This window comes from Streptomyces racemochromogenes (genome assembly GCF_039535215.1).
In the GTDB taxonomy this organism is placed as follows: domain Bacteria; phylum Actinomycetota; class Actinomycetes; order Streptomycetales; family Streptomycetaceae; genus Streptomyces; species Streptomyces racemochromogenes.
This window is the reverse complement of the sequence record NZ_BAAAWT010000001.1, coordinates 4,894,558-4,915,119: the sequence shown is the minus strand read 5'-3', so window position 1 is coordinate 4,915,119 and position 20,562 is coordinate 4,894,558. Positions and strand designations below refer to the sequence as shown.

Genomic DNA, 20,562 nt, shown 5'->3' with positions numbered 1-20,562 from the left:
GGATCAGTGGATCTGGGTGACCACCACATCGAGGGACCACGCCTTCGCCGGCTTCGCCGGAGCCTCGGCCTCCACCGCGTAGCCCAGGTCCCGCAGGGCCGTCACCAGCTCCGCCGGCGAAGCCGGAACGGCGCCGGCGAGCAGCAGGTCGCGTACCAGGCGGCCCTTGGTGGCCTTGTTGAAGTGGCTGACCACCGACCGCTTCTCCACCCCGTCCACCACCTGCGAGTGCAGCACCCGCACGGTGGCCGTGCGCCCCGCCGTCTCCCCCTTCGGCTTCCACGCGGACGCGTACGCCGACGAACGCAGGTCCAGCACCAGCCCGTCCCCCGCCGCCTGCGGCATCACCTCGGCCATCGGCGTGCGCCAGTACGCGCCCAGCGCGCCCAGCCCCGGCAGCTTGACGCCCATCGAGCAGCGGTAGGAGGGGATCCGGTCCGTCACCCGCACCGCGCCCCACAGCCCGGAGAACACCAGCAGCGTCCGCTCGGCCAGCTCCCGCGCGGGCGCCGGCAGCCCCGCGAGGTCCAGGGCGTCGTAGAGCACACCGGTGTAGATCTCCCCGGCCGGGAGGGCCGGCGCCGAGAGCAGGGCGGCGTTCTTCGCGACCTCACCGCGCAGGCCCTCGCTGAGCCCGAGCACCTCGCGCGCCTTCGGCTCGTCCGCCGCGCACAGCTCGACGAGCTCCTCCAGGACGGCCGCCCGCGCGGGGGCCAGGCCCGGCAGCGACAGGGACGCGGGGTCGAGCGGTGCGCCGGAGCCGCCGGCGGCCTTTCCCTCGGAGGGCGGCAGCAGCACGAGCACGGTGGTTCTCCTTCAGACGACGCGGCGCAGGGGATGCGGCCCCCCGGCCAGGGTAGACGCCCCGCCGCCCCCCGCTCACAGCCGAACGCCCACGGCCGCGGCCGCTGGGGCCGGGGGCGGACCGTGGCCGCCGTGGCGTCGGCGGACGACGGGCCGGCGAAGCCGAGCAGGGAGGCCACTGCCAGTGCCGGCGCTGCTGCCGCGTTCCACCGCGCGGCGGGATTGCGGGCCCGCGCGGATCCGCCGGAGTCGGCCTACGCTCGGTCCATGCCACGCCGTCACATGCACATGGCCGGAGCGGACGGGGCGGTGCTGCGCGCCGCGCTGGGCGAGCTGCGGACGCGACTGGGTGTGCCCGGGACCTTCCCGGCGGAGGTGCTCGCCGAGGCCGAGCGGGCGGCCGCCGCGCCCCGGCTGCCGTCCGAGGACCTGACCGGCCTCCCCTTCTTCACCGTCGACCCGCCCGCCTCCGTCGACCTCGACCAGGCCATGCACCTGGCGAAGCGCCCCGCCGGCGGGTACCGCGTGCACTACGCCATCGCCGACGTCGCCGCCTTCGTCAGCCCCGGCGGCGCCCTCGACGCCGAGGCCCACCGCCGGGTGACCACCCTCTACTTCCCCGACGGCAAGGTCCCCCTGCACCCGCCCGTGCTCTCCGAGGACGCGGCCAGCCTGCTGCCCGACCGCACCCGCCCGGCCCTCGTGTGGCGGCTGGACCTCGACTCCGACGGCCGGGTCGAGACCACCGACGTCCGCCGCGCCCTGGTGCGCAGCAGGGCCAGACTCGACTACGACGGCGTGCAGAAGGCCATCGACACCGGCACCGCCGAACCCTCCCTGGCGCTGCTGAAGGACATCGGGATCCTGCGCGAGGCCCTGGAGGCCGAGCGCGGCGGCGTCTCCCTGAACGTCCCCGAGCAGGAGGTCGTCGAGCACGGCGGCTCGTACAGCCTGGCCTACCGGGTCCCGCTCCCGGCCGACGGCTGGAACGCCCAGGTCTCCCTGATGACCGGCATGGCGGCCGCCCAGCTGATGCTCTCCTCCGGCACCGGGATCCTGCGCACCCTCCCCCCCGCCCCCGACGGCGCGGTCGGGCGGCTGCGCCGGGCGGCGAAGGCGCTGCGGATCGACTGGCCGCACCACGTCCCGTACGCGGCGCTGGTCCGCTCCCTCGACCCGCGCGTCCCGGCGCACGCCGCCTTCCTCCAGGAGTGCACGGCCCTGCTGCGCGGCGCCGGCTACACGGTCTTCACCGGCGGCCGGACCCCTGACCCGGCCCTGCACGCGGCGGTCGCCGCCCCGTACGCGCACTGCACCGCCCCGCTGCGCCGGCTCGTCGACCGCTACGCCGGCGAGCTGTGCGTGGCGGCGGTGGCGGGGGCGGAGCCGCCGGCGTGGGCGGTCGAGGCGCTGGAGGCACTGCCGCGCGAGATGGCGGAGGGCACCCGGCTGGCGAACTCGGTCGAGCGGGAGTGCGTGGACCTGGTGGAGGCGGCGCTGCTCAAGGACCGCGTCGGGGAGACCTTCGAGGCGATGGTGATCGACGTGAAGGAGCAGGAGCCGAAGACCGGCACCGTCCACCTGGAGGAGCCGGCCGTGGTGGGGCGGGTCGTGTCGCCGACGGGGCGGCTGCCGCTCGGGGAGCGGATCCGGGTCCGGCTGACCCAGGCCGACCCGGGCACCGCGAAGGTCCTCTTCGCGCCGGCCTAGAGCGACGCGGCGGACCACGCGGTGCGGCAGCCCGTCACGGGGGTGCGGGTTGCCGCAGTGCGGCAACCAGCGCGCGGGGTTCGTCGGTGTGGAAGCGGATCGTACGCGCCCTGGCGCGGGCGCCGAGCGGCCGGCGGAAGTCCAGCGGGCGGTTCAGCTCCAGGGTGACGGTCGTCTGGCTGCCCACGATCAGGTCGAGCACCCCGTCCTCGGAGACCGTGACGAGCCGCCCCTCGGGGTAGCGGCGCTCCGCCCGGGCCGAGGCCACCGCGTCCGGCGGGACGGTGAGGTCGAACAGGGCCCCGTAGCGGATCCGCAGCGACCCGTCGGCCCGCAGCACGTGCGGCCGGGTCACGCAGGCGGCGTGCAGGGCCAGGAACAGCAGCACCCCGTACACGTCGAGGACCAGCACCACGCGGTGCACGGCGGGCCAGGGGACGAGGACGGCCAGGCCGACGGTCTCGACCACCGACACGAAGAGGAACCCGTACATCATGGCCGTCTGCGGCCCCGTGTACGCGGCGGCGAGGTCGCCGGGGCCCACCCCGTGCCGGCGGCGCACGATCCACCGGCCGAGCGAGGCGGCGGCCCGCAGCTCGTGCAGCAGCAGCCGCAGCACCGGCTCGGGCACGACGGCCCTCACGGCCCGCCGCCAGGAGCCGGTGCGCCGCCGCAGCGAGCCCAGCACCCAGGCCTCCAGCGCCAGCACGCCGAGCACCAGCGCCTCGGCGGCGGCCGTCGCCCACGGCGGCGGGCGCACCCCGGCCGCGAGGCACAGTACGAGGACCAGCTCGGCGGGTACGACGGCGCAGGCCGCGGTCCGCGCGACCCGTACGGCGCTCACGCCCGCCCCCGGCCGACGAAGGCCGCCATCACCCGGCGTACGACCTCCGCCTGCGCGGGGGCGTACTCGGCGAGCAGCGCCTCACCGAAGCCGGGGACGACGGGCCCGCCGGACGGGATCGCGGCGAAGGCCTCCTCCGGTACGGCGGCGACCATCGCCTCGGCGAGCGGCCCGATCCGGGGGTCGTCGACGGCGGCGCCGGCCAGCTCGTCGAGCCGCTCGTACAGCGCGAGGACGTCGGGGTCGGCGGCGAGCGGCCCGAGGACGGAGTACAGCTCCTCCCCGGCGGCGCCGGTGGCGTCGAGCAGGGTGAGGTGCTCGCGGTCCTTCGCGGCGGCCGGCGAGTCCGTCGCCGGGGCCTTCGCCAGCAGGGCGGCGAGCGCCGGTGAGACCGGCTCGGCGTCGCCGGGGCCGGCGGCGAGCAGCACGGCCAGCCGGCGGCGGCGCCCGGCCAGCTCGGCCTCCTGCCGCGCGAGGTCGGCGTCCAGTTCCCGCAGTACGTCGGCCGGCTCGCGACCGGCGTCGCCGGCGAGGACGTCCCGCACCTCGTCGAGGCCGAGCCCGAGCTCGGTGAGCCGGCGCACCCGGGCCAGCAGCACGGCGTCGCGCACGGTGTAGGCCCGGTACCCGTTGGGTCGCCGCTCCGGCTCCGGGAGCAGCCCGACATGGTGGTAGTGCCGGACCGCCCGGGTGGTGACCCCGACCAGCGCGGCGATCTCTCCGATCCGCATGGCCCCCAGTAGAAACCCTGCCGCTGCGTCAAGGTCAAGGCGGTGCGGACGGCCGGGTAGCATGGTCGGCACGACAGACGAGTCGGCCGGGCGGCCGCGTCGGGGTCCCCGGACCCCGCCGAGGAACGTCCGGGCTCCACAGGGCAGGGTGGTGGGTAACGCCCACCCGGGGTGACCCGCGGGACAGTGCCACAGAAAACAGACCGCCGGGGGCTTCGGCCTCCGGTAAGGGTGAAACGGTGGTGTAAGAGACCACCAGCGCCTGGGGTGACCCAGGCGGCTAGGTAAACCCCACCTGGAGCAAGGTCAAGAGGATCCGTCCCCGGACGGGTCTGCGCGAACGCTTGAGGGCTGCCCGCCCGATGTTCGCGGGTAGACCGCACGAGGCCGGCGGCAACGCCGGTCCTAGATGGATGGCCGTCTCCCCGGCGACCGCGAGGTCTCCGGGTGACAGAACCCGGCGTACAGGCCGGCTCGTCTGTCGTTCTCCTCCCCCCGGAACCCCCGGGCCCTCCCCCGGGCCCCCGGGCGGGACCCGCCGCAGCGGGGCCCGCCGGAGTCGCGCGGCTACTTCACCGGGGCGGTGTACGACTTGCCGACGAAGCCGTTCCTGAAGGTGACCGTCTTCGCGGTGATCTTGCCCTTGACCGTGATGGTCCCGGTGGCCTTCTCCCCCTTGGCGAGCTTGACGGTGTCGATCTGGTCCTCGGCCGCCGCCAGTTCGATCTGCCTGCGCGTGCCGTCGTCCCCCGTCACCTCGAAGTAGAAGACGTTGACGTCGACCTGCTTGGCGGAGTTGTTGACGATGGTCACCTGGACGGAGGTGTAGTCGCCGCTCTGGGCCAGGACGCTGGGCTTGAAGGGGGTCGGCGAGGCGGTCAGCGTCACGTCGGCGTTCTTGTCGGCCGTCCCGGCCGGGGCGTCGGAGTTCCCGGGCGCGGGCTGCATCGGCGCCGCGTTGGGGGCCGAGGAGGCGCCGGGCGCGGTGGGCACCGTGATCGGGGTGTCCTTCTTGGCACCGCTCTTGGCGGCGCCGGTGAACACCGCGCCGCAGGCGAAGAGGACCAGCGACAGCAGGACGATGCCGCCGCAGCCGAAGCCGATGATCTTGCCGGCGTTGCTCTTCTGCGGCTGCGGCTGCGGCGGCGGGGCCGGGTAGCCGTAGGGCGGCGGGGGCTGCTGCCCGTAGGGCGGCGGGGGCTGCTGGCCGTACGCCGGCGGGGGCTGCTGGCCGTAGGCCGGGGGCTGCTGGGGGTATCCGTAGCCGGGCTGCTGACCGTACGGCTGCTGCGGCTGCCCGCCGTAGGGCTGCTCCGGCTGCTGGCCTGGGTAAGGGGTGGTCATGGGGACTCCTCCGCTGGGTGGTTGCCGTCGGGCTCAGGGCCGGATGCCGAACACCCTCGGAAGGAGCGCCGTGAACGCGGAACATGAGCGCCGCCCAGCTTAAATAAAACGCCAAAGCGTGACATAGGGAGTTCCAAAAATGAGACGGTCTCCTCCGAATCAGCCGCGCTGACAGAGAGAAGCCCCCTTGAGAAGCACCGCCCCCGGCGGGCGGGTTCACCCCGCCCACCCCGGCGACCCGAAGAGGATCGGCCCCTACCGGATCATCGGGCGCCTCGGCACCGGCGGCATGGGCACCGTCCACGCCGCCCTCGACCCCCGGGGAACGCGGGTCGCGGTCAAGTCCGTTCACCTGGCCCAGGCCCAGGACCCGGAGTTCCGGGCCCGGTTCCGCCGCGAGGTCGCGCTGTCCGCCCGCGTCCAGGGCCCCTGCCTGGTGCCCGTGCTGGCCGCCGACACCGAGGCCGAACGCCCCTGGCTGGCAGCGGAGTACGTGCCCGGCCCCACCCTGGACCGGCACCTCGCCGCCCACGGCCCGCTCACCGGCGGCAGCCTGTACGCCTTCGCCGCCGGGACCGCCCAGGCCCTCTCCGCGATCCACCGCGCCGGCGTGGTCCACCGGGACGTGAAACCGCAGAACGTCATCCTGAGCCCGGCCGGCCCCCGGATGCTGGACTTCGGCATCGCCCACGCCGCCGACGGCACCTCCGTGACCCGGACCGGCGTCATGACCGGCACGCCGGGCTGGATCAGCCCCGAGCACTACCGCTCCGGCACGACCGGCCCCGCCGGGGACCTCTTCGCCTGGGGCGCCCTCGTCGCCCACGCCGCCACCGGCCGCCTCCCCTTCGGCACCGGCGCCCCCGATGTGGTCGCGTTCCGCGTGATGTCCGGGGACCCCGACCTCGACGGACTGCCCGCCGCCCTCCGCGAAGTGGTGGAGGCGGCCCTCGCCAAGGACCCCGCGGCCCGGCCGACCGCCGAGCGGGCCGCCGGCCGCTGCTCGGCCCTGCTCGCCGCGGAGGCCACCCAGCTCCTCGCGGCCGGCGCCGCGCCCGCGGCACCCACCCTGGCCGGCGACCCGATCGCCGCCCAGTGGCACCTGCCCGCCGTCGACGACCCCGCCTGGCCCTCCCCGCCGGCCCCCGGCCGGGGGCGCCTGCTGCTCGCCGTCACCGTGGGCGCGGCCGTCCTCGGCGGGGCCGTCGGCGGGCTCCTCGCCCTGCCCGCCGCGTCCCGCGACGACGCCCGGGCCGGCGGGGCCCCGGCCGTCGCCACCCCGGGGAACGCGTCCCGCACCACCGGCACCCCGGCCGCCCCCGTCCCGTCCGCCGACCCCAAGGGCGCCACCGCCGACGGCGGGCCCACCCTCGCGACCTGGCGGCAGGCCCGCGCGGCGCTGACGCCCGCCGAGCACGACGCCCACCCGTCCATCGGAACCGGAGCCTGGCTCGGCACCGGCGACGGTCCGGGCCAGGACTTCGCCCTGACCTTCCACCAGCCCCGGGGCGAGGTCTACGTCACCTCCTCCGGCCCGGCGCTCGACGCGCCTTCGCTCCGCGAGGTCGCCCGGACGGTGTGCCTGGGCCTGCGCCACCTGCGCAGCGCCTACCCGGACCTCCCGTACGGCACCTTCGTGATCGTCGACACCGGGCGCGCGGCGGGTCCCGGCATCGTCTGGTCGGACGACTTCCGTACGAACACCACCTGCTCGGCCTCCCTCACCGACCGGGCCGCCGACCGACCGACCGGCCCGAGCGGACCGGGCGGACAGGCAGCCGACTGGTACCCGGCCGCGGGCGGACTGGCCGTCGCGAAGATCCCGTCCAGCGACGCGGACGAGATCCGCGTCGCCGACCGGACCGCGACGTCGATCATCGGCGAGTGGAACGCCGGCGGCGCCTCCGGCGGCCGGCTCGGCCACGAGAACCTGGCCGTCGGCTTCGACCCGGCCGACCGGGTCATGTACGTCTGGGCGGTCAAGCCCCTGTGGGACCGGACCACCCGCGAGGAGTGGGCCCTCAAGGCCGCCCGGCGGGCCTGCGCGGACCTCACCTCCGAGTCCGCGAGGTCGGCCGGCTGGCCCTACGCCCGGTACGCGGTCTTCGCCGAAGACGGCTCCGGCGGCGGCGAGTTCCTGCGCTGGGGCACCGCCGGCAGCTGCGGGGACTGACGGCGCACGCGCAGGCCCCCGCCCGGGATCGGGCGGGGGCCTGCGGGTGCGCGTGGCGGGGCCGTCAGCGCAGGTGCGAGGTGTCGTTCAGGAGCCGGACCGAGGCGTTGCCGTCGGCGTAGTAGGCCACCGCCGACAGGGACGCCGCCGACAGCTCCATCCGGAACAGGGACTCCGGCGGGGCGCCCAGCGCGAGGCGGACCAGCGTCTTGACCGGCGTCACGTGCGTGACCAGCAGCACCGTGCCGCCCGCGTGCGCGGCCAGCAGCCGGTCACGCGCCGCCGACACCCGCCGGGTGACGGCCGTGAAGCTCTCGCCGCCGCCCGTCGGGGCGGCACGCGGGGAGTCCAGCCACGCCTGGAGGTCGTCCGGGAAGCGCTCCCGCACCTCGGCGAAGGTCAGCCCCTCCCAGGCCCCGAAGTCCGTCTCGCGCAGCCCCTCTTCGACCGCGACGGGCAGCCCGAGCCGGTCCGCCACGGCCTGCGCGGTCTCCCGGCAGCGGCGCAGCGGGGAGCTGACGACGGCCTGTACGGTGCCCCGCGCGGCCAGCGCCTCGGCGACGGCCGCGGCCTGGCGGCGGCCGGCCGGGGACAGCTCCGGGTCCGTGCCGCCGCTGCCGGAGAAGCGCTTCTGCGGGGTCAGGGCGGTCTCGCCGTGACGCAGCAGCACGAAGGTGGCGGGGGTCCCCATGTCGGGGCCGCCCCATCCGGTCCCGGTGGCGGCGGGAGCCGCCGCGGCTCCGGCCGCGGGGGCACCGGCGGGGGCCGGGACACGGGCGGGGGCGGCCGGTACCTCGGCCGGCGCGTCCGCGAACAGGGTGTCCGCCCCGGACGCGGCAGCGCTGCGGGCGGCCCGCACGTCGGCGCCGGCCGCACGGGTGCCCGTACCGGCGCCTACGGCCGCTTCGGCCCCGGCGGCACCGTGGGAGCCGGTGCCGACCTCGGCCGCACGGGTGCGCGTACCACCGCCGGAGGCCAGGGCGGCGCGCACCGCGGCCGCGCCCTTCGCCGCGTCGCCGGGGGGCCCGGCCGGGGCGGGGGCGAGGTCGGCCGTCGAGGCGGACGGCTCCCACTGCCTGCCGCGCTTGCCCGCGTCCATGGCCTCGTTCGCGAGCCGGTCCGCGTGCTTGTTCCGCTCGCGCGGGATCCACTCGTACGTGACCTGCGCGCGCGGGAGGATCTTCGCCGCCTCGGCCGCGAGCGGCTTCATGTCGGGGTGCTTGATCTTCCAGCGGCCCGACATCTGCTCCACGACGAGCTTCGAGTCCATCCGGACCCGGACCTCCGCGTCCGGCGCCAGCTCGGCCGCCGCCCGCAGGCCCGCGATCAGGCCCTTGTACTCGGCGACGTTGTTCGTCGCGACGCCGATGAACTCGGCGCGCTCGGCCAGCGTCTCACCGGTGGCCGGGTCGAGGACGACCGCCCCGTAGCCGGCGGGGCCCGGGTTGCCCCGGGAGCCGCCGTCCGCCTCCACGACGAAACGCGGCATCAGATGCCCGAGTCCGCCGCACGGACCAGGATGCGGCCGCAGTTCTCGTGGCGGACGACCTGGTCGCGGGCCGCGGCCTTGATCTCGTTGATCTCGGCCATGTCGAGCTCCAGCCGGCAGCCCTCGCAGCGGCGCTGGTACAGGCGCGCGGCGCCGACCCCGCCCTGCTTGACGCGGATCTTCTCGTACAGCGCCATCAGGTCGGACGGCATGGAGGCCACGATCACCTCGCGGTCCTTGGCGACCTTCGCGGCCTCGGCGTCGAGCTCGCCGGTGGCGGCGTCGCGGCGCGCGGTGGCGTCCGCCAGCTTGGCCTCCAGGGCGGAGACGCGCCCGGTGATCTCGGTGACGCGCTCCTGGGCGCCCTCCAGCCGCTCCATGACCTCAAGGACGACGTCCTCCAGGTCGGCCTGGCGCTTGGCGAGCGAGGCGACCTCGCTCTGCAGGTTCGCCAGGTCCCGGGCCGAGATGCCCGCGCCGGAGTCGAGCCGCTGCTGGTCCCGGGCCGCGCGCTGGCGCACCTGGTCGACGTCCTGCTCCGCCTTGGTCTGCTCGCGGGCGGCGTCGCTGGCCTGCGTCTGGGCGGCGACGAGGAGGTCGCGCTGCTGGCTGAGGTCCTTGGTCAGCGAGTCGACCTCGGCGTGCTCGGGCAGCGACTTGCGCTTGTGGGCGAGCTGAGACAGCCGGACGTCCAGGGCCTGGACGTCGAGAAGTCGGATCTGGTCGGCGGGCTCGGCGTTCAGTTGGGGGCTCCAGAGGCACTAGAAGGGGGTGTGGCGGACGGCGCGTGCGCCGTCCAGGGGTCGGTGACCGTGCGCGAGACGTGGGTCCGCAGACCCCAGCCGTGGCGCTCGGAGATCGCGTCGAGCTGCGCGGCGGCCTGCTCGCACCAGGGCCACTCGGTGGCCCAGTGCGCGGCGTCGACGAGGGCGAGCGGGCTCTGCTCGCGGGCCTCGGACACCGGGTGGTGGCGCAGGTCGGCGGTGAGGAAGGCGTCCACGCCGGCGGCGCGGACCTGCGCGAAGAGGCTGTCGCCGGAGCCGCCGCTGACGGCGACGGTGCGGATCAGCGCGTCCGGGTCGCCGGCGGCGCGAATGCCCTGCGCGGTGCGCGGCAGCCGGGCGGCGGCGCGGGCGGCGAACTCGCGCAGGGTCTCGGGGTGGTCGAGCTCGCAGATGCGGCCCAGGCCGCGGCGGCCCGCCGGGTCGGTCGGATCGGGCACGAGGGGGCCGGTGACACGCAGGTCGAGGGCGCCGGCGAGGGCGTCGGAGACGCCGGGGTCGGCGGTGTCGGCGTTGGTGTGGGCCACGTGCAGGGCGATGTCGTTCCTGATCAGGGTGTGCACGACACGGCCCTTGAAGGTGCCCGCGGCGACGGTGGTGGTGCCGCGCAGGTAGAGGGGGTGGTGGGTGACGACCAGGTCGGCGCCGAGCTTCACCGCCTCGTCGACGATCTCCTGTACGGGGTCGACGGCGAACAGCACCCGGGTGACCTCGGCATCGGGGTCGCCGCAGACGGTGCCGACGGCGTCCCACTCCTCGGCCCGCGAGGGGGGCCACAGAGCGTCCAGCGCGGCGATGACTTCAGAGAGACGGGGCACGGGCCAAGGCTACCGTCCACGGCGACCGCCGGTCCCCTGACCGGGGCGCCAGCACAACCGCCTCCGGCGCCACCGGCGAATCGGTGGTCGGCCACCCGTACGTGTGAAGCGGGCCGGGACGTGTTGTTCGGCTGGAAGTGCGAAAACTAGCTTCCTGCCCGGAGGTGACGGCCCGGATGACTGTCTGTGCCACCGAGATCACGACGAACACCGCGCTCCCGGACCCCGAGATCCCCGAGGTCCCCGAGCTCCCGGATTCCCCGGGGGCTCCCGAAGGCCCGGCCCCGGCCCCCGCCCTGGCGGTGTCCGCCGACGGGGCGTACGCGGCCCGGCTGGCCGGGGAGGGGGAGGCGCGCTACCCGGAGCGGTGGACGCTGGGCGGCCCGGAGCCGTACGCGGTGCCGCTGCCGCTCGCGCAGCCGGAGGAGGCCGACAGCGAGGTGCTGGCACTGGCCGACGGGCAGGTGCTGATCCACCGCCGGGTCGCCGACCGGCACGAGTTCTCCCTCCTCTACCCCTCGGGCGCCGCCTCCGGCCCCCGCACCGGGGAGTTCCGCCTCGGCGCGGTCGACGCCGAGGAAGGGCTGCGGGTCCGCCTGCTGCCGCCGTCCCCCGACGGGTGCGGGGCCTTCGCCCTGGCGGTGGGGGCCGGGGAGAGCACCGTCTGGCGGGTGGCCGGGGGCTCCGGCGGGCCCGAGCGGGTCGCGGTGGTCCCGGGCCGCTGCTCGGGCGGGGTCTGGCTGGACCGTACGGGCCGGCTGCTGGCCCTGGACCGCGAGGCCGACGGGCGCACCAAGGCCGTCGCGGTGGACCTGGGGCGGGGCGGGGTGGTCAGCCCGCTGCTCCAGATCGCCGAGGACAGCGACGACCGGCTGCTGCTGGCGGCCCCGGACAGCGGGCTGCTGCTGATCCGCTCGGACGCCCCGGGCGAGCCCCGGCTGGGCTGGGGGGTGCTGGGCAGCGAGCGCCCGGTCCGCTTCCCGGAGTGCCTGCGGCTGGAGGACGCCCACCCCTTCGCGGTGCAGCCCGGGCAGGTCCTGATGCCGGAGACCTGCGGGGTGGCGCTCCGGCTGGGCGACGGCGGGCTCGCGCTGTGGCGTCCCGCCGACCGGTACGTCTTCCGGCTCGGCGCCCCGCAGGGCTGGCTCGGGAGCGGGCTGTGGACCCCGGACGGGCGGCTGTGCCTGCCGTACGCCACCCCCGGGGTGCCGTGCGGCGTCGTCAGCCTGAGCCAGCCAGCGGCCCCGCCGCCGCCGGTGCGCGTGGACCCGCCCCCGGCGCCGCGGCCGGTGCCGCTGCAGCAGGCGCCGCTGGGCTGAGCCGCGTACGGGGGCGCGTACGGGGTCCCGTGATAGGGAAGGGGCGTGACGATCACCGAACGCCCCGCCGCCGACCGTCCCTTCGACGCGCTCCTGTGCGACCTCGACAACGTCATCCGCTTCTACGACTGCGGCGAACTGGCCGCGCTGGAACGCCTGGCCGGCCTGCACGAGGGCACCACGGCGAAGCTGGCGTTCTCCCCCGAGCTGGACCGGCCGCTGCTGCTCGGCCGGATCACCCGGGAGCAGTGGGCGGACTCCATAGCCGAGCGGCTCCGCGAGGACTACGCCGAAGCCCGCTCGTGGGAGCTGGCCGAGGCGATGACCCGGTCCCCGTTCGCGGCCGACGAGGCGGTGGTGTCCGTACTGCGCGGGGCGCGGGCGGCCGGGCTCTGCCTGGTGCTGGTGACGAACGCCGCCCTGGACCTCGACGAGGACCTGGCGGCGATGGGGCTCACCGACCTCGCGGACCACGTGGTCAGCAGCGCACGGGAGGGCGTGGCCAAGCCGGACCCGGAGATCTACGCGATCGCCGCCGCGCGGGCGGGCGCCGCCCCGGAGCGGTGCCTGTTCGTGGACGACCGGCCGGAGAACGTGGAGGCGGCCGTCGCCTTCGGGATGACCGGTGTGCACTACCGCGGGCCGGACGACCTGCGCGCGGCGCTCGCCTTCCTGGACTGAGGGGCACCGCTGCGGACGAGGTGCGGCGGCGGCCCGGGGGTCCCCTCCCCGGGCCGCCGCCGTGCACCGCTCAGCCGTGCTTGAGGCCCAGGACCTCGGCCGCCGCGAAGGTCTCGTTCGCCGGGCGGGAGTCGTAGTGCGGGGTGAGGAGGGCGTCGAGCTCCTCGTAGGAGAAGACCTCCTTGGCCGTGTCGAACTTCGCGGCCACCCGCGGGCGTTCCATCACGACGACGATCCCGCCGTGCACGACGAAGAGCTGTCCGTTGGCCTTGGCGGAGGCGGGCGAGGCCAGGTAGCCGACCAGCGGGGAGACGTGCTCGGGGGCGAGGGCGTCGAGCTCGCCGTCCTCGGGGACCTGGAAGCCGGCGAAGACGTCCTCGGTCATCCGGGTGCGGGCGCGCGGGCAGATCGCGTTGGCCGTCACCCCGTACTTGGCCAGGGCCAGGGCGGTCGAGGTGGTCAGGCCGACGATGCCGCCCTTGGCGGCCGCGTAGTTGGGCTGGCCGGCCGAGCCACCGAGGAAGGCCTCCGAGGAGGTGTTGACGATCCGCCCGTACACCGGCCCGCCGGCCGCCTTGGAGCGTTCCCGCCAGTGCGCGGCGGCGAAGCGGGTGGTGTTGAAGTGGCCCTTGAGGTGGACCCGGATCACCGAGTCCCACTCGTCCTCCGTCATGGAGAAGACCATCCGGTCGCGCAGGATGCCGGCGTTGTTGACGAGGACGTCGAGCTTGCCGAAGGAGGAGACGGCGAGGCCGACCAGCTCCCGGGCCTGCTCGAAGTCGGCCACGTCGCCCAGGTGGGCCACCGCCCGGCCGCCCGCCGCGCGGATCTCCTCGGCCACCTCCTCCGCCGGCGCGGCCGAGGCCTCGCCCGAGCCGTCACGGCCGCTCTGCCCGAAGTCGTTGACGACGACGCTCGCGCCGAGCCGGGCGAGTTCGAGGGCCTCGGCCCGGCCGAGGCCGCGGCCCGCGCCGGTGACGATGGCGGAGAGCCCCTCAAGTGGGAGTGACATCCGTGGCGTTCCTCTCAACGGTGAGCAGCGGTGGACAGTGGCCGGTGGGCGGCGGTCGGTCGGCGGCCGGTCGGTCGGTCGGCGGTCTCAGAGTTCGATGCAGGTGCGCAGGGCCACGCCGGTGCGCATCTGGTCCAGGGCGTCGTTGATCTCGGCCAGGTTCACCCGGTGGGTGATCAGGTTCTCCAGGTCGATCCGTCCGGCCCGCCACAGCGCGATGGTGCGCTCGTAGGAGCGCAGGACGTCGCCGCCGCCGTACATGGAGGGCAGGATCTTCTTCTCGTCGAAGAACAGGGAGAACATGTTGACCTGGAAGTCGTCGTCGAGGGCGCCCGCGCCGACCACGACGACGGAGCCGCCGCGGCGGGTCGTCTCGTACGCCTTCTGCGCGGTCGCGGACTTGCCGACGACCTCGAAGACGTAGTCGAAGCCCTCGCCGGCGGTGATCCGGTTCTTGGCGTCGGCGAGCTCCTGCGGGGAGACGGCCTCGGTGGCCCCGAACCGCAGGGCGGCCTCGCGCCGCGAGGCGACCGGGTCGACGGCGATGATCTGTGCCGCGCCCTGGACCTTGGCGCCCTGGATGACGGAGATGCCGACGCCGCCGCAGCCGATGACGGCGACCGAGGAGCCGGCCTCCACCCTGGCGGTGTTGATGGCCGCGCCGAGTCCGGTGGTGACGCCGCAGCCGATGAGGGCGGCGATGTCGAAGGGCAGGTCGTCGGGGATGGGGACCGCGCAGGCGGCCGGGACGACCAGCTCCTCGGCGAAGGTGCCGGTGCCGGCGAAGCCGAAGACGTCACTGGCGGCGCGCCTGAAGTTGGGGGTGGCGACGTTCCCGAAGGCCTCCAGGCACAGGTGGCCCTGGCCGCGCTTGCAGGCGGGACAGTGGCCGCAGGGCGGCAGCCAGCAGACGAGGACGCGGTCGCCGATCCGGTGGGAGGTGACCCCGTCGCCGACGTCCGTGATCACGCCGGAGCCCTCGTGGCCGGGTATGAAGGGGGCCGGCTGCGGCAGTACGCCGCTCATCGCGGAGAGGTCGGAGTGGCACAGGCCGGTGGCCTTGACGCGGATCCTGACCTTGCCGGGGCCGAAGCCCACGGCCTCCATGTCGTCGACGACCTCCAGCTTGTCCTGGCCTATCTCGCTCTGCAGTGCTGCGCGCACGGTGCGGCTCCTTAATGGGTGCTACGAGTGCTACGAGGTGCTACGAGTGTTCGACGACGGTGTCGGCGAGGACCGGCGCGTCGTCCCGTTCGGCGGCGGTCACCGAGACCAGGACGCGGCCCTCCTCGCGCCACATCCGGATGCGCAGCGTCTCTCCCGGGAAGACGATCCCGGCGAAGCGCGTGCGGTAGGCGCGGACCCGGGAGACGTCCCCGTCCAGGACGGTGTCGACGACGGCCTTGAGGGTCATCCCGTACGAGCACAGGCCGTGCAGGATCGGCTTGTCGAAGCCGGCCAGTTTGGCGAACTCCGGGTCCGCGTGGAGGGGGTTCCAGTCCCCGGAGAGGCGGTAGAGCAGCGCCTGCTCCTCGCGGATGGCCCGTTCCTCGGTGCGGTCGGGGGCGCGGCCGGGCAGTTCCTCCTTGGCGGAGGGGCCGCGCTCGCCGCCGAACCCGCCTTCACCGCGTACGAAGATCTGCGCGTCGCTGGTCCACAGCGGCCCGTCGGCGTCCGCGACCTCGGTGCGCAGCACGATCACCGCCGCCTTGCCCTTGTCGTAGAGGGCGGCGACCTTGGCGGAGGAGGTGGCGTTCCCCTTGACGGGGATGGGCCGGTGCAGCTCGATGGACTGGCCGCCGTGCAGGACGTTGGCGAGGTTGACCTCGATGCCGGGGGCGGCGAGGCCGCCGAGCATGGCCATTCCGGCTCCGGCGACGGTCGCGAAGCTGGGCAGGACGTGCAGCTTGGACTCCAGGGTGTAGCGGAGCTCGTCGGGGTCCGTGGCGAGGCTCTGGCCGTTCAGCGACGCGCCCGCTCCGAGGCCGAGGTGGTAGAGCTGGACGTCCTTGTGGTCCCAGCCGATGTTCCCCTGTCGGGGTTCGGCGGCCAGGGCCCTCGCGGCATCGATCGGCATGAGGATGCTGCTCCTTCGGTTCCTTGGAAGACCTCGGTGCGGCCGTCCGCACCGTCGGCCGCACCGAGGTCGTGTGCGGAGCCGGACGCCACCGCACGCGTTCTAGAACGCGTTCTAGCGTCGGCTGAAGGCATGTATAACGCACGCCCCAGCACTTGGGAAGACTCCTGACCTCGCGTCAGATGACCTTTGGCCGGAGCGTGTTGCCCACCGCGCCGGACACCGGCGGTTACGCTTCGCCGGTGGACGAAATGCCCGTGACGCACCGGCCCGCACGCTCGCTGCGCGTCCTGCTGGAGCCCCCGGACCCGGCCCTCGCGCTGCTGCTCGGCCTCCAGCCGGACATCGAGGTGGTCGACTCCCCCGTGGCCCGGCCCGAGGTGGCGCTGGTGGAGGAGGTCGCCGCGGTGACCGCCCTGCTGGCCGAGGACCCCGAATGCCGGGTCCTGGTCACCGCCCGCTCGGCTCGCCCCGGCCTTCCGGAGGCGGCCCTGGCGGCGGGCGCGGCGGGACTGGTCCTGCGGGACGGCCCCGTCGAGGACCTCGCGGACTGCCTGCGCCGGGCCTCCATGGGCGAGACGGTGATCGACCCCGCGCTCGGGGGTACGTAGACGTCCCCGGACGCCCCCCGGACATCCCCGAGGCCCTCCGCCGGCGCCGGCGGAGGGCCTCGGGGATGTCCCTGCGGGGGCTCAGCCCGCGGGCTTGGTCCAGTCGTCGACCATCCGCGACGGGTCCAGCGCCACCGGCAGCCGCTCCAGCCCCCGGAAGGCGGGGAACGGCCCCTTCAGCCAGTCGCCGCCGTGCGCCGACGGCATCGCCAGCACCATGTCCGGGAAGCGGTCCAGCAGCGACGTCAGGCAGATCTCCAGCTCCAGGCGGGCCAGCGGGGCGCCCAGGCAGTAGTGCGCCCCGAAGCCGAAGCCGAGGTGGTTGCCCTGGAGCCCCTCGCGGGTGACGTCGAGCCGGTCGGGGTCGGGGAACTTCTCCGGGTCACGGTTCGCCGAGGCGAGGGCGATCTGCACGACCGCACCCCGCGGAATGAGCGTCCCGCCGATTTCCACGTCCTCCAGCGCGTAACGGAAAGTGGAGGTTTCCACCGATCCCTCGAAACGGACCATTTCCTCGATCGCCTGCGGCAGGAGTTCCCGGTTCGCCTGGACCGCCTCCAACTGGTCCGGATTGGTCAGCAGGCTGTACACGCAGTTGCCGATCTGGAGGGTGGTCGTCTTGTGCCCGGCGAAGAGCAGCACCCAGATCATCGAGACGAGTTCGTCGTCCGTCAGCGGTTCCTCGTCGTGCGGGGTTTCCGCCAGCACGCTCAGGAAGTCGTCGGTGGGGTTCTCGCGGGTGCGGTGGATCAGGTCCGTGAAGTAGTCGCGCAGCCAGTGCTCGGCCTCGACCAGTTCGTGCCTGAGGTCCCGGCTGAAGCGCGAGCGGGTGACCTGGGAGAACCACTTCAGCACCTCGACGCGCTCGTCGCCGACGATGCCGAGCAGCTCGCAGATGACCATGACGGGCAGCGGCAGGGCGAAGGCGGCCATCAGGTCGACGGGCTCGTCGGTCGGGCACCGGTCCAGCAGCCCGTCCACCAGCTCCTGGATGTGCGGGCGCAGGTCCTTGACGTGGCGCGGGGTGAAGGCGGTCTTGGCGATGTGGCGCAGCCGGGTGTGCCGGGGCGGGTCCGCGAAGAGGAGGTTGTCGTCGAGCGCCTCGCACGCGTCCCCGAAGAGGGCGTGGTAGGTGTCGATGGCCTCGTGCATGTCCTTGCCGATGCGGTGGTCGGCGAGGATCGCGTGGGCGTCCTCGTACCGGGTGACGAGGTACGTGTCGACCCCGTGGCCGGGGGTCAGCCGGGCGATCGGGGCCTGTTCGCGCAGCGACCGGTAGACCGGGTAGGGGCACTGCCGGTATTCCGGCGTGCCCTTCGTCACCGCCTCCACCGCGTCTTCGAGGGCGGGTCCGTCCCCCACTGCCACCGTCGGTTCAGTCGTCACGCGCCCATACCTCTCGGGTATCCCGGAATTGACAGTCGGCTCCTTTCCCTGGGCCGAACGAAGACAAAACCGCGTTGACCCGTTCGGAGCCGAATCCTCCCCCTCGGGAATGTCCGGGCGACGGCGGCCCGGGCCCGCCCTAGGGTGTGCGCTGATCCCGTTCCGCGACACTTTCCGCGACACGTCGTGCGAAACGTCGTGCGGCCCGAAGAAAGGGAATGCGCGCATGCCGGAATACGGTGCCGGCGGTTTCACCGCCAGCGGTGCGTCACTGACCGGTTCCACGGCCCCGGAGCACGAGGACGACGGCAGCCGGGCGGTGATCGACGTCCACCACCACTTCTGCGCGCCGCAGTGGCGGGAGTGGGGTGAGGCGCGGGGGCTGGTCAACCCCGCGGCGCTGCCGCCGTGGGCCCACTGGGACGCGGAGTCCGCGCTCGCGCTGATGGACCGGGCCGGGATCGCCACGGCCGTCCTCAAGCCGATGCTGCCGGCGCGGTACGAGAGCTCCGCGCAGCTGCGGGAGGCCATCACGGTGACCCTGCGGGCGGCGGTGGAGGCCGTCGAGGCGCATCCGGGCCGCTTCTTCTTCCACACCCCGCTGTTCCTGGACGATCTGGAGGTGTCCTCCTGGGCGCTGCGCCACGGGCTGGACGAGCTGGGCGCGGTCGGGGTGAACGTCACCGCCAACTACGGCGGGGTGTACCTGGGAGACCCCGTGTACGACGGGATCTTCGCCGAACTGGACGAACGCTCGGCGGTGGTGGACACCCACCCGCACAACCTCCCGTCGCCACCGAGTGCCGGGATCCCCGCCAGACCGGTCCCGGGCGCAGCCGCCAGGCCCGGAGCACCCGAGGCACCCGGCGCGGGGCTGCCAGGCGGGCCCGGCGCGGCCGGCGCGGCCGGCGGGACACCCTTGGGCAGGCCCGGAGCGCGGGTACCGGCAGGCGGGCCGACGGCGGCCGGGGGCCCGTACGGGTCCGCCCGGCCGGGAGGGCCCGGGGGCGCCACCACCGCCGGCCGGCCGGGGCCTCCGGGGGTGACCGTGCCCGGGGTTCCGAACTTCCTCTGCGACTTCCTCCTCGACACCACCCGCGCCGCCGCCAACATGATCCGCAACCGGACCCTGGACCGCTTCCCCCACCTCTCCGTGATCCTGCCGCACGGCGGCGGGTTCCTCCCCCACATCGCGACCCGGCTGGAGGCCTTCGCGGGCTCCTTCGACCCCCCGGTCGAACCGGCGGTGGTCCGGGACCACCTGCACCGCTTCTACTACGACACCGCCGGCCCCATGTCCCCGGCCGGCACCCTGCTGGCCACCGTCGACCCCTCCCGGATCCTGTTCGGCAGCGACTGGCCGGCCTGCCCCGCCGACATGGTCACGGACGTCGCCGTCCCCGCGCTGGCCTCGGACCCGGCGCTGACGCCCGCGCTGCGCCGCGCCGTCAACCGGGAGAACGCGCTGCGCCTGATGCCGCGCCTCGTCCCGGCGTAGGGGCACCTGGCGGGCCGGGCCGTGGGTCGGGGGCGCGGGCCGTACCCCGGCCCGGCCCCCGGAGCCCCCCTCCCCCCGGCGTGAGCTACCTCCGCAGCAGGGTCACCACCGCCGCGCCGCCGAGCCCGATGTTGTGCGCGAGCCCGACCCGGGCGCCGGGGACCTGGCGGGCGCCCGCCTCGCCGCGCAGCTGCCACACCAGTTCCGCCGCCTGCGCGAGCCCGGTCGCCCCGAGCGGGTGGCCCTTGGAGATCAGGCCGCCCGAGGGGTTGACCACCCACCGCCCGCCGTACGTCGTCGCGCCGCTCTCCACGAGCTTGCCGGAGGCCCCGTCCGCGCACATGCCGAGCGCCTCGTACGTCAGCAGTTCGTTGACGGAGAAGCAGTCGTGCAGCTCGACGACGTCGACGTCCTCGATGCCGAGCCCGGAGTCCTCGTACGCCTTGCGGCCGGCGGCGGCCGTCATCGGCTTGCCGACGACGTCGATGCAGGAGCCGCCGAAGCTCTCGGCGGTGTCCGTGGTCATCGCCTGGGCGACGATCTCCACGGCCTTGTCGTGCAGCCCGTGGGCCACCAGGAAGCGCTCCGAGACGACGACGGCCGCCGCGGCCCCGTCGGAGGTGGGCGAGCACTGGAGCTTGGTCAGCGGGTCGTGGATGGTCTTGGCCGCGAGGACCTCCTCGACCGTGTACACGTCCTGGAACTGCGCGTTCGGGTTGTTCGCGGAGTGCCGGTGGTTCTTGGCGCCGACCGCCGCCAGCTGGGCGGGCGTGGTCCCGTACCGCTCCATGTGCTCGCGGGCCGCGTTCCCGAAGATCTGCGCGGTGGGCGGGGACATCTCGAAGCCGTGCGCGGCCGCCATGATCCCGTAGTGCCGGGCCACCGGAGACGTCTTGAAGTCACCGCCGTCGGCGCCGCCGCCCAGCGCGCCGCGCTTCATCTTCTCGAAGCCGACGGCGAGCACGCAGTCGGCCAGTCCGCCCTGGACGAACTGTCGCGCCATCATCAGCGCCGTCGAACCCGTCGCGCAGTTGTTGTTGACGTTGTAGACGGGCACGCCGGTCAGGCCCAGTTCGTACGCCGCCCGCTGCCCGGCGGTGGAGGGCTGGAAGCAGTAGCCGGCCGGCACCTGCTCGACGAGGCCGTAGTCCACGCCCGCGTCGGCGAGCGCCGCACCGCCGGCCTCCTTGACCATGTCCCAGTACTGCCAGTCCCGTGACTCCGGCTTCTCGAACCTCGTCATGCCGACGCCCACGATGTACGACTTCATCTGCGTGACTCCT

General features: G+C 74.7%; 18 protein-coding genes and 1 other RNA gene. 7 read left to right on the top strand and 12 right to left on the bottom strand.

Translation table 11 applies throughout. From position 1 onward, the window contains the following. Positions 1-3: 3 nt before the first annotated feature. The gene (yaaA, locus tag ABD973_RS22635; protein WP_125604015.1) at positions 4-804 is read right to left on the bottom strand and encodes a peroxide stress protein YaaA; all 801 of its coding nucleotides are present in this window, start codon (positions 802-804) and stop codon (positions 4-6) included. Positions 805-1,071: 267 nt separating this feature from the next. Here yaaA and ABD973_RS22630 point away from each other — a divergent pair, with 267 nt between their 5' ends. Then, positions 1,072-2,514: an RNB domain-containing ribonuclease gene (locus ABD973_RS22630; protein ID WP_345501773.1), complete on the top strand. Its 1,443-nt coding sequence runs from the start codon at positions 1,072-1,074 to the stop codon at positions 2,512-2,514. Between the two features lie 34 nt (positions 2,515-2,548). Here the strand turns inward: ABD973_RS22630 and ABD973_RS22625 are convergent, their stop codons facing one another. Both ABD973_RS22625 and ABD973_RS22620 read right to left on the bottom strand, forming a co-directional pair. Next, positions 2,549-3,358, bottom strand: coding sequence for a hypothetical protein (locus ABD973_RS22625; RefSeq protein ID WP_125820975.1), 810 nt, complete (start codon positions 3,356-3,358; stop codon positions 2,549-2,551). Beyond that, positions 3,355-4,089: a MerR family transcriptional regulator gene (locus tag ABD973_RS22620; protein WP_125820976.1), complete on the bottom strand. Its 735-nt coding sequence runs from the start codon at positions 4,087-4,089 to the stop codon at positions 3,355-3,357. Before ABD973_RS22620 ends, ABD973_RS22625 begins: the two co-directional genes overlap by 4 nt. 78 nt (positions 4,090-4,167) lie before the next feature. Between ABD973_RS22620 and rnpB the strand changes: the two genes are divergently transcribed. After that, an RNA gene (rnpB, locus tag ABD973_RS22615) (RNase P RNA component class A) lies at positions 4,168-4,570 on the top strand. 86 nt (positions 4,571-4,656) lie between these two features. On the opposite strand, the gene ABD973_RS22610 is transcribed toward rnpB, so the two are convergent. Then, positions 4,657-5,433, bottom strand: coding sequence for a DUF4352 domain-containing protein (locus tag ABD973_RS22610; protein WP_125820977.1), 777 nt, complete (start codon positions 5,431-5,433; stop codon positions 4,657-4,659). A 187-nt stretch (positions 5,434-5,620) separates the two neighbouring features. Here ABD973_RS22610 and ABD973_RS22605 point away from each other — a divergent pair, with 187 nt between their 5' ends. Then, positions 5,621-7,606: a serine/threonine-protein kinase gene (locus tag ABD973_RS22605; RefSeq protein WP_125820978.1), complete on the top strand. Its 1,986-nt coding sequence runs from the start codon at positions 5,621-5,623 to the stop codon at positions 7,604-7,606. 64 nt (positions 7,607-7,670) lie between these two features. Here ABD973_RS22605 and ABD973_RS22600 read toward each other — a convergent pair whose 3' ends face one another. The 3 genes from ABD973_RS22600 to ABD973_RS22590 are packed head-to-tail and all read right to left on the bottom strand — an operon-like array spanning position 7,671 to position 10,695. Then, positions 7,671-9,095, bottom strand: a complete 1,425-nt coding sequence (locus ABD973_RS22600) for a bifunctional RNase H/acid phosphatase (protein WP_125820979.1) — start codon at positions 9,093-9,095, stop codon at positions 7,671-7,673. Beyond that, positions 9,095-9,838 (bottom strand): zinc ribbon domain-containing protein, encoded by a 744-nt coding sequence (locus ABD973_RS22595; RefSeq protein WP_125820980.1) that lies wholly within the window; start codon positions 9,836-9,838, stop codon positions 9,095-9,097. Before ABD973_RS22595 ends, ABD973_RS22600 begins: the two co-directional genes overlap by 1 nt. After that, entirely contained in the window at positions 9,835-10,695 is an 861-nt protein-coding gene (locus ABD973_RS22590; RefSeq protein ID WP_125605266.1) for a Nif3-like dinuclear metal center hexameric protein, read from the bottom strand. Before ABD973_RS22590 ends, ABD973_RS22595 begins: the two co-directional genes overlap by 4 nt. A gap of 176 nt (positions 10,696-10,871) precedes the next feature. Here ABD973_RS22590 and ABD973_RS22585 point away from each other — a divergent pair, with 176 nt between their 5' ends. Continuing rightward, a complete protein-coding gene (locus ABD973_RS22585) occupies positions 10,872-12,014 on the top strand; it encodes a hypothetical protein (RefSeq protein ID WP_345501768.1) in 1,143 nt (380 codons plus the stop codon). A gap of 45 nt (positions 12,015-12,059) precedes the next feature. Then, positions 12,060-12,695 carry an HAD-IA family hydrolase gene (locus ABD973_RS22580; protein ID WP_125820982.1) on the top strand — a complete coding sequence of 212 codons (636 nt, stop codon included), beginning with the start codon at positions 12,060-12,062 and terminating at the stop codon, positions 12,693-12,695. A 70-nt stretch (positions 12,696-12,765) separates the two neighbouring features. Here the strand turns inward: ABD973_RS22580 and ABD973_RS22575 are convergent, their stop codons facing one another. From ABD973_RS22575 to ABD973_RS22565, 3 genes are all read right to left on the bottom strand, one after another. Beyond that, complete coding sequence (locus tag ABD973_RS22575) at positions 12,766-13,707, bottom strand: 3-oxoacyl-ACP reductase (RefSeq protein WP_125603488.1); 942 nt, start codon at positions 13,705-13,707, stop codon at positions 12,766-12,768. A gap of 87 nt (positions 13,708-13,794) precedes the next feature. Next, positions 13,795-14,871 carry a Zn-dependent alcohol dehydrogenase gene (locus ABD973_RS22570; RefSeq protein WP_345501765.1) on the bottom strand — a complete coding sequence of 359 codons (1,077 nt, stop codon included), beginning with the start codon at positions 14,869-14,871 and terminating at the stop codon, positions 13,795-13,797. Between the two features lie 40 nt (positions 14,872-14,911). Beyond that, positions 14,912-15,784: a MaoC/PaaZ C-terminal domain-containing protein gene (locus ABD973_RS22565; protein ID WP_345501763.1), complete on the bottom strand. Its 873-nt coding sequence runs from the start codon at positions 15,782-15,784 to the stop codon at positions 14,912-14,914. A 251-nt stretch (positions 15,785-16,035) separates the two neighbouring features. Here ABD973_RS22565 and ABD973_RS22560 point away from each other — a divergent pair, with 251 nt between their 5' ends. Next, positions 16,036-16,395 (top strand): response regulator, encoded by a 360-nt coding sequence (locus ABD973_RS22560; protein WP_241253548.1) that lies wholly within the window; start codon positions 16,036-16,038, stop codon positions 16,393-16,395. Between the two features lie 81 nt (positions 16,396-16,476). Here ABD973_RS22560 and ABD973_RS22555 read toward each other — a convergent pair whose 3' ends face one another. Further along, entirely contained in the window at positions 16,477-17,781 is a 1,305-nt protein-coding gene (locus ABD973_RS22555; RefSeq protein ID WP_241253219.1) for a cytochrome P450 family protein, read from the bottom strand. Positions 17,782-18,007: 226 nt separating this feature from the next. Here ABD973_RS22555 and ABD973_RS22550 point away from each other — a divergent pair, with 226 nt between their 5' ends. Next, positions 18,008-19,279 carry an amidohydrolase family protein gene (locus ABD973_RS22550; RefSeq protein ID WP_345501761.1) on the top strand — a complete coding sequence of 424 codons (1,272 nt, stop codon included), beginning with the start codon at positions 18,008-18,010 and terminating at the stop codon, positions 19,277-19,279. 85 nt (positions 19,280-19,364) lie between these two features. On the opposite strand, the gene ABD973_RS22545 is transcribed toward ABD973_RS22550, so the two are convergent. Continuing rightward, positions 19,365-20,549, bottom strand: a complete 1,185-nt coding sequence (locus ABD973_RS22545) for a lipid-transfer protein (protein WP_125820987.1) — start codon at positions 20,547-20,549, stop codon at positions 19,365-19,367. Positions 20,550-20,562 lie beyond the last annotated feature (13 nt).

What these genes read in the sequence shown, in the direction of transcription:
- ABD973_RS22575 (WP_125603488.1), bottom strand. Translation starts at nt 13,707, where the DNA reads ATGTCACTCCCACTTGAGGGGCTCTCCGCCATCGTCACCGGCGCGGGC.
- ABD973_RS22565 (WP_345501763.1), bottom strand. Translation starts at nt 15,784, where the DNA reads ATGCCGATCGATGCCGCGAGGGCCCTGGCCGCCGAACCCCGACAGGGG.
- ABD973_RS22610 (WP_125820977.1), bottom strand. Translation starts at nt 5,433, where the DNA reads ATGACCACCCCTTACCCAGGCCAGCAGCCGGAGCAGCCCTACGGCGGG.
- ABD973_RS22560 (WP_241253548.1), top strand. Translation starts at nt 16,036, where the DNA reads ATGCCCGTGACGCACCGGCCCGCACGCTCGCTGCGCGTCCTGCTGGAG.
- ABD973_RS22620 (WP_125820976.1), bottom strand. Translation starts at nt 4,089, where the DNA reads ATGCGGATCGGAGAGATCGCCGCGCTGGTCGGGGTCACCACCCGGGCG.
- ABD973_RS22600 (WP_125820979.1), bottom strand. Translation starts at nt 9,095, where the DNA reads ATGCCGCGTTTCGTCGTGGAGGCGGACGGCGGCTCCCGGGGCAACCCG.
- ABD973_RS22545 (WP_125820987.1), bottom strand. Translation starts at nt 20,549, where the DNA reads ATGAAGTCGTACATCGTGGGCGTCGGCATGACGAGGTTCGAGAAGCCG.
- ABD973_RS22550 (WP_345501761.1), top strand. Translation starts at nt 18,008, where the DNA reads ATGCCGGAATACGGTGCCGGCGGTTTCACCGCCAGCGGTGCGTCACTG.
- ABD973_RS22585 (WP_345501768.1), top strand. Translation starts at nt 10,872, where the DNA reads ATGACTGTCTGTGCCACCGAGATCACGACGAACACCGCGCTCCCGGAC.
- ABD973_RS22630 (WP_345501773.1), top strand. Translation starts at nt 1,072, where the DNA reads ATGCCACGCCGTCACATGCACATGGCCGGAGCGGACGGGGCGGTGCTG.